Raw genomic sequence first — 15,242 nt, 5'->3', positions numbered from 1 at the left:
AGAAGGGGCGCCCCGGTAGGGTTTATAGCCCGAGGGGGCCGCAGTGAAAAGGCCCAAGCGACTGTTTAGCAAAAACACAGGTCTCTGCGAAGCCGCAAGGCGAAGTATAGGGGCTGACGCCTGCCCGGTGCTGGAAGGTTAAGGGGATGAGTTAGCGCAAGCGAAGCTTTGAACCGAAGCCCCAGTAAACGGCGGCCGTAACTATAACGGTCCTAAGGTAGCGAAATTCCTTGTCGGGTAAGTTCCGACCCGCACGAAAGGCGTAACGACTTGGGCGCTGTCTCGGCAAGAGACCCGGTGAAATCATAATACCTGTGAAGATGCAGGTTACCCGCGACAAGACGGAAAGACCCCATGGAGCTTTACTGTAGCCTGGTATTGGAACTTTGTGCATCATGTACAGGATAGGTGGGAAGCTGAGAAGCAGGGGCGCCAGCCTCTGTGGAGCTGTCGGTGGGATACCACCCTTGATGTACGGAGTTTCTAACTCGTCGCCCTCATCGGGCGAGAGGACCATGCCAGGTGGGCAGTTTGACTGGGGCGGTCGCCTCCCAAAAGGTAACGGAGGCGCCCAAAGGTTCCCTCAGAATGGTCGGAAATCATTCGTAGAGTGTAAAGGCAGAAGGGAGCTTGACTGCGAGACCTACAAGTCGAGCAGGGACGAAAGTCGGGCTTAGTGATCCGGTGGTTCCGCATGGAAGGGCCATCGCTCAACGGATAAAAGCTACCCTGGGGATAACAGGCTTATCTCCCCCAAGAGTCCACATCGACGGGGAGGTTTGGCACCTCGATGTCGGCTCATCGCATCCTGGGGCTGAAGTAGGTCCCAAGGGTTGGGCTGTTCGCCCATTAAAGCGGTACGCGAGCTGGGTTCAGAACGTCGTGAGACAGTTCGGTCCCTATCTGTCGCGGGCGCAGGAAGTTTGAGGAGAGCTGTCCTTAGTACGAGAGGACCGGGATGGACGCACCGCTGGTGCACCAGTTGTCACGCCAGTGGCACAGCTGGGTAGCTATGTGCGGACGGGATAAGCGCTGAAAGCATCTAAGCGTGAAGCCCCCTCCAAGATGAGACTTCCCACAGCGTTAAGCTGGTAAGACCCCTCATAGACGATGAGGTTGATAGGTTCGGTGTGGAAGCGCGGCAACGCGTGGAGCTGACGAATACTAATCGGTCGAGGGCTTATCCACACAATCCTTGCATACATGCGTATTCAGTTTTGAAGGAATGAAGATTCTTCAACGTTCCTCGGTAGCTCAGTTGGTAGAGCAATCGGCTGTTAACCGATCGGTCGGCGGTTCGAGTCCGTCCCGAGGAGCCATTATTCTTGCTCCTGTAGCTCAGTCGGTAGAGCGTTTCCATGGTAAGGAAGAGGTCGCAGGTTCGATTCCTGTCGGGAGCACCAGATACAAAATCCATATGGCCCGTTGGTGAAGCGGTTTAACACAGCAGCCTTTCACGCTGTCATACAGGGGTTCGAATCCCCTACGGGTCACCATATAATGCCCTTACAAGTCAGTTGTTGGGGCCCCCGCAAAGTATTCGGAATATGCTTCAGAGCTTAAACGTCACTTTGTAGGGAATTCTGGAGGCTTAGCTCAGCTGGGAGAGCATCTGCCTTACAAGCAGAGGGTCGGCGGTTCGATCCCGTCAGCCTCCACCACTGACAGGATATAAGGTCGGTCAGCTTAAAGCGCCGCGTCTGTGGCAACGCTGACACTTGATCGTCCTGATCGTCGCGGGATGGAGCAGCTCGGTAGCTCGTCGGGCTCATAACCCGAAGGTCGCAGGTTCAAATCCTGCTCCCGCAACCAATTTTTCTCCTTATACTGCCTTGAGACACTTCGAGGTAAGGGAGGATCGGAGTACCCGTAGGGTGCATTCAATATGGAGCTGTGGTGAAGTTGGAGTTCACGCCGGTCTGTCACACCGGAGGTCGCGGGTTCGAGTCCCGTCAGCTCCGCCATCTTTTTAGCGAGATGGCATTGCGTTCACGGATATGAAGAATGTTTAATCTCTATGAAAAAAACATTGAATATCTATGAATGATTTGGTAAAATAAATAAGTACGCCGGTATAGCTCAATTGGTAGAGCACCTGACTTGTAATCAGGGGGTTGTGGGTTCAAGTCCTATTGCCGGCACCATTTGTGGGGAGATAGCGAAGTGGCTAAACGCGGCAGACTGTAAATCTGCTCCCTCTGGGTTCGGCGGTTCGAATCCGTCTCTCCCCACCACTTGTTTTGTGAGCCATTAGCTCAGTTGGTAGAGCATCTGACTTTTAATCAGAGGGTCGAAGGTTCGAGTCCTTCATGGCTCACCAGTTTTTACTCTCCAGGATCGGAGAGCGTTAACTTCAAAATGCGGTCGTGGCGGAATTGGCAGACGCGCTAGATTCAGGTTCTAGTGGTGGCAACACCGTGGAGGTTCAAGTCCTCTCGACCGCACCAAACCAAAATAAGCTTTGCAAATATGCGGACGTAGCTCAATTGGTAGAGCGTCGCCTTGCCAAGGCGAAGGTCGCGGGTTCGAGACCCGTCGTCCGCTCCATGATGATCTTCAGGCCTCTCACCCGTTCCGGGTTCACCCTCGAAGATCGAATAAGGAGAACAGCTCGGGTACTTCCGATCTGGCTTGTCAGGAAGCGTTTCGACGCAGCGGCGCCAGTGGAAGCGAGACCCGTCGTCCGCTCCATATAATAATATGTGCCCTTAGCTCAGCTGGATAGAGCGTTTGACTACGAATCAAAAGGTCGGGAGTTCGAATCTCTCAGGGCACGCTTTTCTTTCCACGATCTTCTGTGGTAAGATGATTGGTATCAGCTTGTCGGGAAGTAGCTCAGCTTGGTAGAGTACTTGGCTTGGGACCAAGGGGTCGCAGGTTCGAATCCTGTCTTCCCGACCATGATTTGCCCATCATTTTCTTGCTTTGCCGGGGTGGCGGAATGGGCAGACGCAACAGACTTAAAATCTGTCGGGAGTTTCTCCCGTACCGGTTCAAGTCCGGTCCTCGGCACCAATACGATTCCGTGCGGGTGTAGTTCAATGGTAGAACCCCAGCCTTCCAAGCTGGTCGCGTGGGTTCGATTCCCATCACCCGCTCCATATGACGAGAACAGGGCAGCCCTTTGGCTCCCTGTTTTTTTGTGTTCAAAGATCGAGTTGCTTCCTTCCTGCAGAGAGGAGAAGAGAGCAGAATGGGAAAGCAAAAAGGACCCGGTTATCCGTTGACGAACGGAACTCGGATCCTGTAAAGATGTCGAAGTGTGTCTAATCTTTTAAGTGGTAGAAACATATGTTTTCGTGTAGAGTAAGCCTTAGATCGCTTACCAAGCATTCGGTAACGGATCTCTTGCCTCGCCTCCTGGCCACCAGGGGGCCTTTTTTCTGTCCGAGTCACGAGGACTGGTCCAGCTCCTCGGCAGTCGCCGTTTCGAGAGGAAGCGAGACGACAAAACGGGTGCGCTTCTCATTGGAGTCGCAATGGATGGTGCCGTTATGCTTTTCGATGATGTTTTTGCAAATGGACAACCCAATGCCTGTCCCGTTTTGTTTGGTTGTAAAAAACGGTTGAAACAGGCTCTCTACAATCTCAGGCGGGATCATCTCACCATTGTTCTCCACGCTCAAGTACAGCCAGCCATCCGACGAGGTGGCGATCACGTGGATACATTTGTCCGGGCGATGCTGTACGGCATCAATGGCGTTGTTGAGCAGATTGACGATGACTTGTTTCAGGCCTTCCTCATAACAAGCAATAGAACAGGGGTGGATTAGTTTTTCGAAGCGTATGTTTTCTCCCAGCAATCGGGGGGTAATTAGCAATTCCACTTCTTCAAACAAACTTTCGACTTGAACCGTTTTAAAAATTTCATCGAGAATCGGTTTTTTGGAAAAGCTCAGGAAGCCGGTTAGCTGCCGATGCAAATTCTCAAATTCGTGCATGACGACTTGAATATATGATTGTAGTTTCGGCTGATCTTTGGTCGATTCGCCGATCAGCTTTAAGAATCCTTCGATCGCGCAGAGCGGATTGCGCAATTCATGGGCCATGTTGGCAGCTATTTTCCCCAGCATGGTCAATTTGTCGTTGTGCAAATAGGAGATGGTTTCTTCCTTTTGAACCAGCTCCTCATTCATCATCTGCTCAAAATGGTATACAGCCCAAAAAACGCTTTCATCCATCGCTTTGCCCAGCTGGGTCTCCAGATATTGCATATCGGATGGGGCTAACGACCATTTTTGCAGTTCCGGCTGAAGAACGCGCCAGAATACATTCCGATAAAGTTGATACGTGCGCAATATGGAGGAGAAGGGGAATTCCTGCGAACGCAGCCACTCTCCCATATCTAGTGACCAAGTCTGCATATCTTGGTCTACATTTTCCACCAGATATCGAGCTAAGAGCACCGTACGCTTTTCCGCAAAATCGCGCGGGATTGCTACCGGGATTTCCATACTGCGGACAATTTCCTGCATCCAGAGTGTGGTAATATTTGGTGCCATATCTAGAATTTTCCTAGAAACTTGAAAAAGGTTAAGCGTCACAGTTTCCACCATCTCTTATCCACCCCAATCAAATCGTAATGGAAAAGGGTAGGGAAAGACAAGGTATAATTCTCCTAATTTCGCAATAAAATGTTTTTTTATGGAAGTTTTTATCTACAAAATCCGCTAAAAAGTTCCTTATTTCGGAAAAGTATTCACTCATGAGTCCGATTCTAGTCGCATAAAGTAGAATGGACAGACATCGGTTGACCAGGGAGGCGGAGATGGAGGAGCATTTTTGGCTGGGACTGGTGCATATTTTTTTGATTGACCTCGTCTTGAGCAGCGACAACGCCGTTGTGATCGGGATGGCCTGCCGGGGACTGCCTCGCCATGAGAGGACGCGAGCCGTGATGTACGGCACGATGGGAGCTATATTGCTGCGCATTTTACTGACAAGCATGACAACCTGGATGCTGGATATCCCGCTGGTAAAAGCGATTGGCGGGTTCATGCTATTGTGGATCGCCTGCAAGCTGATGATGGGGGAAAGCGAAGAATTGACAGAGGTTTCTCGCAGCCAAACCGTGGGCCAGGCAGTACGGACGATTATTCTGGCTGATTTTGTCATGAGTCTGGACAATGTGCTGGCAGTGGGGGGAGCGGCTCACGGGGATTTGTGGCTGGTGATCCTCGGGCTGGTCATGAGCATCCCGCTCTTGATGTGGGGCAGTGCCCTGGTAGCGAGACTGATGAACCGCTTTAGCTGGCTGGTGATTGCGGGAGGCGGGGTACTCGCTTTCACGGCCGTGGATATGTGTCTGGAAGATCCGTACGTATGGAAATGGATCAATCCGCTCATGCTCAATCATGCCTGGCTGCCTGGCATTATCGCGGTCCTTGTCATGGTGTGGGGACGAATAAAAAGAGCGTGACGGGCTGATGAGAGGGCTGCATTCTGGGGCATACTACATAAAAAATAGGGCCAGAAAGGATCCGGATGCAGATGAATTCGAGCCTCTTGACGCTCTGGGGGCTGTGGGACGACGTTTACCAGCGTTGTACGCGGCTGAGGTACATAGAAAAGGGAGCCAACATCTTCCGCGTCGTTTTGCTTCGGTACCGGGGTGAGACCCTGGTGACTGACGATCAGCAAGTCATTCGAAACGGCGATCTCATTCTGAAAATCCATATCCACAACTACTACTTTGCCACGCTTTGCAAAGGGGTCAAGGATGAGCTGCGTCTGGCCCTGCTGCTAAGGCGCCACATCATGCAGTCTTTACCCAAGCTGGCGAGCTATCTGGAATCGATGGCGCAAAAGGAAGAAGTAAAAGGGATTGTCGGTACGACCATGCTGCATAAGGGGGTCCAGCCTTTGGGCTTTTCCATCTCGGATGTGCCGATGAACTGGTTTTTCCGTTACAAAAGGTGGTACTTACGACTGCTGCTTCGGATCATTCATCCCGATGGCAAACGTCGGGTGCAGACATGGGATACGGAAATGCCGCTCAAGCGGGTATACATGTCCAAGGAAATGCTGCTGCAGCGGTACGGGGCAAGCGAGCATACAACCCTTGGAGGCTCGCGGTGATGGGAAAACGATTTCTGCTGGTGACGGAAGAATGGGCAGGTAGCGGTCACAGGATGGCGGCTCTCGCTTTGGAAGAGGCGGTGCGGTACGGCGGCGGGGGAACCTTGTCGGCAAAAGTGGTAGGCGGATTAGAGACGGCCAGTCCCGCGCTCAGGGAGCTGTCCCGTCTTTTTTATATGGGGATGCTTCGCCATGCTCCCTTGCTTTGGCAGCGGCTGTATGAGGGCGAGCGTCTATGGGGCGCCACACTGAAACGACCTCTCGCCTGGTGGCTTTCCCAAACCTTGACGGAGCAGCTGCTGAGAGTGGAGCAGCCTGATGTGGTAGTAGCGACGCATGCGTACTGCCTTTCCGCCCTCGCCATGGCCAAGAAAAAAATGGACAAGCCGTTCCACCTGGTCAGCGTGCCCACAGATTACCACATCAACCCGTTTTGGGTACATCCGGAGATTGACTCGTACATCGTGGCCCATCAGCAGTTGGCAGATGTGCTGGAAAGCGACTTTGGCGTACGGCCGGATGCCATCCGTGTTTTCGGCATCCCGGTCCGGCCCGTGTTTCACGAGGCGGGTAAAAGGGACAAGTCCTATTGGAAACGGCAGCTCGGCCTGTCCCCGGAGCCATTTACCGTACTGATAAGCGGCGGGGAGGGCGGACGCGGTGGGATGGAGCAGGTGGTGCGCGAGCTTGCAGAGATGGAGGAGCCTCTGCAAATTATCGTCATCACCGGAAACAACAGCGCGTTATATCATCGCCTGACAGAGTGGGCGAGTCGGAGAGCCAGCCAGCACCGCTTCGTAATGAAAGGCTACGAGCCGCAGATTTGGCAATGGATCGGCGCAGCGGACGCCTACGTCTCCAAGCCCGGAGGAATCAGCTGTGCCGAAGCCCTTGCGTTGAAAACGCCGCTTATCCTGTATCAGCCGCTGCCTGGGCAGGAGTGGAAAAATTGCGCTTTTTTGCTCAAGCATGGCGCTGCGGTGCTGGCTGAGCGGCCCGAAGAAATTCGGGAGACGATTGGCCGATGGAGAGTGCGAGAAGAGTGGGAGCACGCAGTGGAACAAATGGAGCCGTTGCGCCGACCGGAGTCCGCCAGGCAGATCGCGGAATATTTGCTGAGGGTATAACCCTATAAATTGGCAGTGAAAAAATAATCAGAGTACGAATGAACCTTTTCTTGTTCACACATATTAAAGCTACAAACGGCGAGGAGGTGAAGGAGAATCGACACGACAGACCTTCCCCGTAAGAAGTGCAGCCAGGAATGTTGTTAGTGGCATTCAGTAGGCAACCCGCTTGCACATTGAATGCTGCTAACAACAATGGTTAGCAGTAATCCATGAGCAAAGGAGTTGAGATACAATGGCAAACAACGGAGGCTCCCGCAACAATCTTTTGGTGCCACAAGCTAACCAAGCTTTGGATCAACTGAAATATGAGATTGCATCTGAGTTTGGTGTGCAGCTTGGCGCAGACACTACTTCCCGTCAAAACGGTAGCGTCGGGGGAGAAATCACCAAGCGCCTGGTAAGCTTTGCAGAACAGCAACTGGCTGGCCGCGCGTAAGGATTTCAGGTGCTTGCCGCTGTTCCAAAGTGGGCAGCAGACAAACGAATACCTGGATGCGAGAAAGAGTCCTTCGGGGCTCTTTCTTCTTAATTTAAGAGGAAAACAAATCCGGATCGGGAGCCATGACTCGAAATTCGTCCGCGAGAGATCTCGTCGTAAATAGGAGAGTAATGGCTCGGCTGGAAAAATGCTTGAATTGAACCTTCTTTCACATCACTTGTAAAATGATGCGGAAGGAGGGAATGTTCATGTGGTTAAATAAAAAAACGCTGACTACCCTGCTGCTGGCAGTTTTGACCGTAGCGTCCGTAATGCCTGCCCAATCGTTTGCCGCAACTCCATTGCAGCAAGGAAGCGCAAACAGCGATGTTTGGGATTTGCAATACCGCCTGCAATTGCTTGGGTTTTACCATGACAAACTGGATGGCATCTATGGCAAAAATACCCTCTATGCCGTCAAGCAGTTTCAGAAAAATTACGGATTGTCCGCAGATGGGATCGTCGGGAACCGGACATGGAGCGTACTGAAAAAAGTATCCGTCAACCGGACGGAAATGCAGCTCCTCGCCCAACTCGTGTACTCCGAGGCACGCGGGGAAAGCTATGAAGGTCAGGTGGCAGTCGCAGCAGTCGCGATGAATCGCTTGCAATCTGCCGATTTTCCCGACACGATCAAAGGCATTATCTTCGAGCCGTACGCCTTCACGGCAGTGGACGATGGACAGTTCTGGCTGACTCCAAATGCCACGGCGTATAAAGCGGTGTGGGATGCTGTGCGTGGATGGGATCCAACGAATGGAGCTCTTTACTACTTCAACCCGGATACAGCTACGTCCGGTTGGATTTGGACACGTCCGCAGATCAAAAAAATCGGAAAGCATATTTTCGCCCGATAACGAAAACAGCTGCCCTTGATTCAGGCCAATCAGCCTGCTCAAGGGCGTTTTTTTGGGGGAGCAGGAAGAGGTGGGAACATTTGTATATGGTTATTGCGGCGAAATCCGATAAAATGATAGAAACGTTACCCATTTGCAATAACGGAGGTTGATGATGAGGAAGATACTGATCCTGGCCTCGCTTGCAGCCATGCTGATGACGGGCACGGCACTGGCGGAGGCAAAGACAAATGACAGCGAAGATGTTACCACCCCCTATTTTGACGTTGCAGGCCATTGGGCAGAAACGAACATTGAGAAGTTATACATAGCAGGCGCCCTCGGTCAAATGGATGCCTTTCGTCCGGATGACCCCGTGACGCGCGGAGAATTACTTACCCTGTTTGTAAAAGCGAAAGGGATTGAACCGGTCAAATCGACGGAATCTTCTTTCGCAGACATAACGGCCGGCAGCTGGCTGGCCCCCTACGCCGAGACGGCATACCGCCTAGGAATGGTCCATGGACAAAAACGCGGAGAACGCGTCGATCTCAACCCGAATGAGACGGTAACTCGGGAAGAAATGGTCTCCATCTTGATTCGTTCGATGGGAAAAAGCGGTGCGGTCAATACGGTAAACTGGACGACGACAGCTCAGACGCTGGCCAAATACCAGGATGGAGAAAGCGTGCAGGAAGTGTACCAGCGCCCCCTGGTCTACGCCCTTGAGAATCGCCTGGTTAGCCCGTATGGCGATGGCACTCTCAAGCCGCAAGTACCCATTACGCGGGCAGAAGCGGCAACGTATGCGGCGTTGCATCTGCTTTCGCCAAAAGAGCAGAAGCAGAAAACCCTGGAAAACGGCACGGCTTTTCGCGAAGTCATGACCGTACAGACGACGGCGTATTGCTTTGCCAGCGATCCGACGGTTCTCTCTTACCTCGAATATCCGCTGCACGAGGGTGTGGTGGCAGTCGATCCGAATGTCATTCCACTCGGCAGCCATCTATATATTGAGGGGTACGGATATGCGGTAGCCGCAGACATCGGCGGTGCCGTAAAGCAGCGACATGTGGACCTGTTCCTGCCTTCTCTCAGCGAAGCGGAGAAGTACGGAATGAAACAAGGCGTAAAAGTGTACGTCCTCGATTAATCACCGTGGTTGGTCATATTTCCCACTCGTTCCACTCATACTAGGGTGGAAGGGGTGGGATTTTTTGTGAGCTGGCTAATCATCGGGTTGATTGCACTTTTGTTCTTGTTGTATATGACTCCTATGCAGGCCGAGATCTACTACGGACGGGTGGGGGAAAACGATCATGTCGTTCTGGAGCTGTCTGCATGGTTTCGCTTGATTCGCAAAAAGTACGAGGTCCCCATGGTGTTCATGAAACAGTCAGAGGCTGGACCAGAGCTGGTCGCCAAGGTGGAGACGATCCAGCAGAAGAAAAAAACCAAGGAAAAAGTCCAGGACTTCACGAGAAGACAGGCGCACAAATGGTACCACAATTATCGGGAGATGCTGGAGAAAGTCCACGACCTGCAGCCGATGTTCAAAGAGCTGTTCCGGAGCTTTCGCTGTACCAGGCTGGACTGGCATACGGTAATGGGAACCGGTCAGGCGCCGGAAACCGGGGCGTTGACCGGCATCATCTGGGGGATTAAAAGCATGCTGGTGGGGTTTGTTTCGCATTCGGTCACCATGCGGGTCATCCCGCGGCTCAGCGTGCAGCCGGTTTGGAATCAAGCCCTGGTACGCACGCAGTTTCACGGCGTCTTCCGCTTTCGCTTGGGTCACGTACTCACGGTAATCGTCAAAATGTATGTCCGGTTGCGGAAAGGTCGGGTCCGGAAATGGCGAACGGCGCCTTCGGAAGCGTAGCTGATGTACATGCTCCGCTTTTTTTGGGGCATGTTAATGAATGCGGATAGATCGAAAGGAGGAAGCAACTTGGCGGACCATCCCATTCAAGGACTCATGCGAACGGCCATGGAAAACATCAAGCAAATGGTCGATGTGAATACGATTATCGGCGATCCGGTTGAGACGCCGGACGGCAGTGTCATTCTGCCGATCTCCAAGGTTGGATTCGGGTTTGCTGCAGGGGGTAGCGAATTTCAATACGAACGCGATCATCCAGGCGCAATCGGCTACCCGTTTGGCGGGGGGAGCGGTGGAGGCGTTTCCATCACCCCTGTAGCGTTTCTGGTGGTCGGCAAGCAAGGGATTCGCTCCATCCCCTTGGAAAATACGACCCATTTGTACGACCGGATCCTGGACTCCGTACCCCAGTTTGTGGACAAGATGCAAGCGATGTTTGGCAAGAAGGATGAGACGACTGTCCACGCGACGACTGTGGTGACAAAGGTCGATGACCCTGACCTGGAAGACCTGATCGATCGAAGCTGACGGTTGGAAAAACAAAAAGTAAAAAACAGGTGCGCCGAAAAAGACGGCGTACCTGTTTTTTTGCTTTAGAACAAGAGATTGATAAACAAACCGGTGCTGGCGGCGTGCCAGTAACGCAGGCTGGATGGAGAGAGGGAGACGTAAGGCGTATGGCTCTCAGCATCTCCGAACCAACGGCTAAAAGCGCCGAGGGGGCTGTTTTGTACCCGCAAGGCCTCCTCCCGAAACTGCTTCGTCAGCCCTTTCATAGCCGATGCGAAGTCAGAAAAGCGAGAGGCTACAGCTTGGCGCCACGTCTTTTCGTCCAATTCAAGCTGGCCGTCGGACGTAAGGTGGACACCGTATGGCTGCAGGGTGCCGTCTGCCGCTTCGGCAACTCGTTCGAACGTGTCGAACTTGTGGGTAGCGAGTACATCCTCCTGATCGCGGAGAAACAGATGCAGCCGGTTGAATCGGCTCACCAGCTGCCTCATCGCCTCGAGCAAATGTTCCGTGTCAGGTGCGGCGCTGATAGCAGGATCGCTACCGGCCAGGTAGCGGTTGATCGCGCTTTTCTTCCAGTCGGGGTCAAATTCGCGGGCCGCCTGGTCCAGGTCTGAGGAATACCGGTACAGCCGAGCCAAGGAATCGGACAACGCTGTCAGCCATTGTTGCTCACGGGAGTAGAACGGTTGAAGGCTGTAGCTTCGGATCGGATCGATGGGGGCGTGGAGCTTCGCCTGAACCATTTGGAAATGGTAGCGCCCCACCCGATGGCTGTATGGAATATGGCTGATCCGTTTCACTTTCAAAGCGCTTCACCTCCTGCTTTCGTTCTACCCCCATTATAGTGGAAAGCTATTCCATTTCAATGAGAAGATCGCCAGTCTCGATGGCTTCGCCTGCCTTGACGTGAACAGCTTTGACTTTTCCGTCCGCGGGAGCTTGAATCGTCGTTTCCATTTTCATCGCCTCGCTGACCAACAGGTGCTCGCCTTTTCGGACCTTGTCGCCCTCGGAGACGAGGACCTTCAGCACTTTGCCCGGCATGGACGCGCCAAGATGCGCCGGGTTTTGCGGGTCTGCCTTGCGACGGACTTGCTCCGTGACGACGGCAGCGTGATCGCGAACGAAAATTTCGCGAGGCTGTCCGTTCAATTCAAAGTAGATGATGCGGCGGCCGTCTGGATGGAGCTCACCGACGGCGACGAGCTTGATGATGAGCGTCTTGCCTCTCTCGATCGTAATCGCCGTCTCTTCTCCCGGACGCAGCCCGTAGAAGAAGGTGGGCGTATTCAGGACGGAGAGATCGCCGTACTCTTTCATGCGCTGGTCGAATTGCAGGTACACCTGCGGGTACATGATGTAGGAGAGGACGTCCAGCTCGCTCGGCTCGCGGCCGATTTTCTCTTCCAGCTCCGCGGCGACCTGTGCAAAGTTGACTGGAGCCAGCAGTTCGCCCGGGCGGGTGGTGAAAGCATCCCGACCTTTCAATACCAGCTCCTGCAGCTTTTTGGGGAAGCCTCCCGGCGGCTGGCCCAAATAGCCCTGGAAGAACTGGATGACCGAATCCGGGAAGTCGAGGCGAGCTCCTTTTTCCCAGATGTTTTCCTCCGTGAGATTGTTTTGCACCATGAAAAGCGCGAGGTCTCCGACGACTTTGGAGGAGGGAGTCACTTTCACGATGTCACCGCACATCTGGTTCACCACGGCATACATCCGTTTGACTTCGTCCCAGCGCCCTTCCAGCCCGACGGCTTTGGCCTGCTGCTCGAGGTTGGTGTATTGGCCGCCTGGCATTTCATGGACGTACACCTCGGTGTTGCTCGCTTTCATCCCGCTCTCGAACCCTTGGTAGTACGGGCGCACATCTTCCCAATAATCGGACAGCTTGTTGAACGATTCGAGGGAGAGCTGGGTGTCTCTCTCCGTATGGGCGAGGCTGGCGATCAGCCCGTTCAGGCTTGGTTGGGAAGTCAGGCCGGACATCGAGCTGACGCAGGCGTCTACGATATCTACCCCGGCTTCGATGGCTTTGAGCAGCATCGCCGCGCCATTGCCGGAGGTGTCGTGCGTATGCAGATGGATCGGAATGCCGATTTCCTGCTTGAGGGCGCGCACGAGCTCGTAGGCCGCGTACGGCTTCAGCAGCCCGGCCATGTCCTTGATCGCAAGGATGTGCGCGCCGGCCTTTTCCAGCTCCTTCGCCAGGTCTACGTAATAGGCGAGGGTGTACTTCGTCTTCGTTGGATCGAGGATGTCCCCCGTATAGCAGATCGCAGCCTCCGCGATCTTTCCTGTCTGGCGGACCGCATCGATGGCCGTCTGCATGCCCGGCAGCCAGTTCAGGCTGTCGAAGATGCGGAATACGTCGATGCCGTTTTCAGCGGAAGCCTTGACGAACGACTGGATGACGTTGTCCGGGTAGTTCGTATAGCCGACTGCGTTTGCCCCGCGCAGAAGCATCTGGAACAGCACGTTCGGGATCCGCTCGCGCAAAATCTGCAGCCGCTCCCAAGGAGACTCCTGCAAGAAGCGCATGGATGTGTCGAACGTGGCGCCGCCCCACATTTCGAGGGAGAACAGGCCTGCGCCGAGTTTGCCGGTGGCCTCGGCGACAGAGGCGAGGTCGTACGTCCGAACACGTGTGGCGAACAGCGATTGATGGGCGTCGCGGAACGTCGTATCCGTCACGAGCACCTGCTTCTGCTCCTGAATCCAGCGCACCAGCCCGTCGGCGCCTTCCCGCTCCAAAATTTGCTTGGTTCCGTCCGGATACGGCTGGGCAAACGGCGTGCGCGGGATGCGAGGCGAGTCGAAGTGCGGTTTTTTCTCGGCTTTTCCCAGCCCCGGATAGCCGTTGACGATCGTATTCCCAATGTACGAGAGCAGCTTGGTGCCCCTGTCCTGTCTGCCCGGGAAGATGAACAGCTCCGGCTTCGTATCAATGAAGGAAGTGTCGTAGTTGCCGCTCAAAAAGTCGGGATGGGTCACGACGTTTTCCAGGAAAGGCAGGTTCGTTTTTACCCCGCGGATGCGGAATTCGCGCAGCGTCCGCAGCATTTTGCGTGCGGCCTGGTCGAAGCTGGTGCCGTACGTCGAGATTTTCACCAGCAGCGAATCGTAAAACGGAGTGATGATCGCGCCAGGGTAGCCGTTGCCGCCGTCCAGCCTTACGCCGAAGCCTCCGCCGGAGCGCCAGGCAAGCAGTCGACCCGCATCCGGCAGGAAGTTGTTCTCGGCATCCTCCGTTGTGACGCGGCACTGGATGGCGTAACCGCTCATCTTGATTTCGTTCTGCGAGCCGATGCCGATTTCTTTATCAGAGAGAGCATGGCCCTCGGCCACACGGATTTGCGCCTGGACGATATCGATGCCGGTGATCAGCTCGGTGATGGTATGTTCGACCTGAATCCGCGGGTTGACTTCGATAAAATAGAAGCGCTTGTCGGGAGTGAGCAAAAACTCGACGGTACCGGCATTGGCGTAGCCCGCCTTTTTCATCAGGGTCAAGGCAGCCTGGCAAATCTCATTGCGCAAGGCGTCATCCAGCGACAGGCTGGGAGCCACCTCCACCACCTTTTGGTGGCGCCGCTGCACGGAGCAGTCCCGCTCGAATAGGTGGACGATGTTGCCGTGCTGATCGCCCAGGATCTGCACCTCGATATGCTTCGGCTGTTCGAGGTAGCGCTCCAGATACACCTTCGCGTTTCCAAAGGAAGAGCGTGCTTCGGAGCGGGCGCGATCCAGCGAGTCTTGCAGCTCATCCTGGCTGCGCACGATGCGCATCCCGCGGCCGCCGCCACCCGACACCCCTTTGATAATGATCGGATAGCCGTATTCTTTGGCAAACAGAAGCGCTTCCTGTAGCGATTCGATCGGCTCAGGCGTGCCGGGAATGACAGGGATGTTCGCTTCGATCGCCAGGCGTCTGGCCTCGACCTTGTCTCCGAACTTGTCGATCAGCTCTGGCGAAGGCCCGATAAAAATGATACCTTCGTCTTGGCAGCGCTGGGCGAATTCCGCGTTCTCCGCGAGGAAGCCGTAGCCGGGGTGAATCGCGTCGATGTCATTGCGCTTGGCGATTTCGATGATGCTGTCGATGTCCAGATAGGCTTCGATCGGGCCTTTGCCCGCTCCGACCAGATAAGACTCGTCCGCCTTGAATCGGTGGATCGAGACGTTGTCCTGTTCGGAGTAGATCGCGACCGTGCGAATGCCCAGCTCGGTAGCGGCGCGGAAGATGCGGATGGCAATCTCGCCGCGGTTGGCGACCAGTAATCGGTTGATTTTTCTCTTTTGCATGTTTCTCTCCCCCTAGAAGCATGTTA

The 15,242-nt window shown here is 54.2% G+C and carries 11 protein-coding genes, 15 tRNA genes and 1 rRNA gene (1 of these 27 only partly in view); 24 read left to right on the top strand and 3 right to left on the bottom strand.

Annotated elements, in window-relative coordinates:
* The 16 genes from RGB73_RS21305 to RGB73_RS21230 form a co-directional block, all read left to right on the top strand.
* Positions 1-1,188, top strand: a 23S ribosomal RNA gene (locus RGB73_RS21305); it begins 1,740 nt to the left of the window's first position.
* A 55-nt stretch (positions 1,189-1,243) separates the two neighbouring features.
* Positions 1,244-1,319: transfer RNA gene (locus RGB73_RS21300), tRNA-Asn, on the top strand.
* 8 nt (positions 1,320-1,327) lie between these two features.
* A tRNA-Thr gene (locus RGB73_RS21295) sits at positions 1,328-1,403 on the top strand.
* 16 nt (positions 1,404-1,419) lie between these two features.
* A tRNA-Glu gene (locus RGB73_RS21290) sits at positions 1,420-1,496 on the top strand.
* Between the two features lie 89 nt (positions 1,497-1,585).
* Positions 1,586-1,661, top strand: a tRNA-Val gene (locus RGB73_RS21285).
* Positions 1,662-1,735: 74 nt separating this feature from the next.
* Positions 1,736-1,812, top strand: a tRNA-Met gene (locus tag RGB73_RS21280).
* Positions 1,813-1,887: 75 nt separating this feature from the next.
* Positions 1,888-1,964: transfer RNA gene (locus RGB73_RS21275), tRNA-Asp, on the top strand.
* A 104-nt stretch (positions 1,965-2,068) separates the two neighbouring features.
* Positions 2,069-2,144 (top strand) — tRNA-Thr (locus RGB73_RS21270).
* A 5-nt stretch (positions 2,145-2,149) separates the two neighbouring features.
* Positions 2,150-2,234 (top strand) — tRNA-Tyr (locus RGB73_RS21265).
* Between the two features lie 10 nt (positions 2,235-2,244).
* Positions 2,245-2,320: transfer RNA gene (locus RGB73_RS21260), tRNA-Lys, on the top strand.
* Between the two features lie 40 nt (positions 2,321-2,360).
* Positions 2,361-2,447 (top strand) — tRNA-Leu (locus tag RGB73_RS21255).
* Between the two features lie 24 nt (positions 2,448-2,471).
* Positions 2,472-2,547, top strand: a tRNA-Gly gene (locus RGB73_RS21250).
* Positions 2,548-2,702: 155 nt separating this feature from the next.
* Positions 2,703-2,776, top strand: a tRNA-Arg gene (locus RGB73_RS21245).
* 48 nt (positions 2,777-2,824) lie between these two features.
* Positions 2,825-2,901 (top strand) — tRNA-Pro (locus tag RGB73_RS21240).
* 26 nt (positions 2,902-2,927) lie between these two features.
* Positions 2,928-3,015: transfer RNA gene (locus tag RGB73_RS21235), tRNA-Leu, on the top strand.
* Between the two features lie 12 nt (positions 3,016-3,027).
* Positions 3,028-3,101 (top strand) — tRNA-Gly (locus tag RGB73_RS21230).
* 291 nt (positions 3,102-3,392) lie between these two features.
* Here the strand turns inward: RGB73_RS21230 and RGB73_RS21225 are convergent.
* Positions 3,393-4,556 (bottom strand): sensor histidine kinase, encoded by a 1,164-nt coding sequence (locus RGB73_RS21225; protein ID WP_310764709.1) that lies wholly within the window; start codon positions 4,554-4,556, stop codon positions 3,393-3,395.
* A gap of 212 nt (positions 4,557-4,768) precedes the next feature.
* On the opposite strand from RGB73_RS21225, the gene RGB73_RS21220 reads away from it, so the two are divergent.
* From RGB73_RS21220 to ytfJ, 8 genes are all read left to right on the top strand, one after another.
* On the top strand, positions 4,769-5,419 hold the full coding sequence (locus RGB73_RS21220) for a TerC family protein (RefSeq protein WP_310764708.1): 651 nt from the start codon (positions 4,769-4,771) through the stop codon (positions 5,417-5,419).
* A 71-nt stretch (positions 5,420-5,490) separates the two neighbouring features.
* Complete coding sequence (locus RGB73_RS21215; protein WP_310764706.1) at positions 5,491-6,078, top strand: YkoP family protein; 588 nt, start codon at positions 5,491-5,493, stop codon at positions 6,076-6,078.
* Positions 6,078-7,205, top strand: a complete 1,128-nt coding sequence (locus RGB73_RS21210; protein ID WP_310764705.1) for an MGDG synthase family glycosyltransferase — start codon at positions 6,078-6,080, stop codon at positions 7,203-7,205. The genes RGB73_RS21215 and RGB73_RS21210 overlap by 1 nt, the downstream gene beginning before the upstream one ends.
* A 235-nt stretch (positions 7,206-7,440) precedes the next feature.
* The gene (locus RGB73_RS21205) at positions 7,441-7,644 is read left to right on the top strand and encodes an alpha/beta-type small acid-soluble spore protein (RefSeq protein ID WP_310764704.1); all 204 of its coding nucleotides are present in this window, start codon (positions 7,441-7,443) and stop codon (positions 7,642-7,644) included.
* Between the two features lie 251 nt (positions 7,645-7,895).
* Entirely contained in the window at positions 7,896-8,543 is a 648-nt protein-coding gene (gene sleB / locus RGB73_RS21200; protein ID WP_310764703.1) for a spore cortex-lytic enzyme, read from the top strand.
* Positions 8,544-8,694: 151 nt separating this feature from the next.
* A complete protein-coding gene (locus RGB73_RS21195) occupies positions 8,695-9,675 on the top strand; it encodes an S-layer homology domain-containing protein (RefSeq protein ID WP_310764702.1) in 981 nt (326 codons plus the stop codon).
* Between the two features lie 66 nt (positions 9,676-9,741).
* A complete protein-coding gene (locus RGB73_RS21190; protein ID WP_310764701.1) occupies positions 9,742-10,404 on the top strand; it encodes a DUF2953 domain-containing protein in 663 nt (220 codons plus the stop codon).
* A 69-nt stretch (positions 10,405-10,473) separates the two neighbouring features.
* Positions 10,474-10,932 carry a GerW family sporulation protein gene (ytfJ, locus tag RGB73_RS21185; RefSeq protein WP_310764700.1) on the top strand — a complete coding sequence of 153 codons (459 nt, stop codon included), beginning with the start codon at positions 10,474-10,476 and terminating at the stop codon, positions 10,930-10,932.
* A gap of 65 nt (positions 10,933-10,997) precedes the next feature.
* Here ytfJ and RGB73_RS21180 read toward each other — a convergent pair whose 3' ends face one another.
* Positions 10,998-11,717, bottom strand: a complete 720-nt coding sequence (locus tag RGB73_RS21180) for a hypothetical protein (RefSeq protein WP_310774461.1) — start codon at positions 11,715-11,717, stop codon at positions 10,998-11,000.
* Between the two features lie 52 nt (positions 11,718-11,769).
* Positions 11,770-15,216, bottom strand: coding sequence for a pyruvate carboxylase (pyc, locus tag RGB73_RS21175; RefSeq protein WP_310764699.1), 3,447 nt, complete (start codon positions 15,214-15,216; stop codon positions 11,770-11,772).
* Between the last annotated feature and the right edge of the window lie 26 nt (positions 15,217-15,242).

The sequence above is a fragment of the Brevibacillus brevis genome (assembly GCF_031583145.1).
GTDB lineage: Bacteria > Bacillota > Bacilli > Brevibacillales > Brevibacillaceae > Brevibacillus > Brevibacillus brevis_E.
Note: the sequence above shows the minus strand (reverse complement) of the source record. Positions and strands in the feature narration are given on the sequence as shown.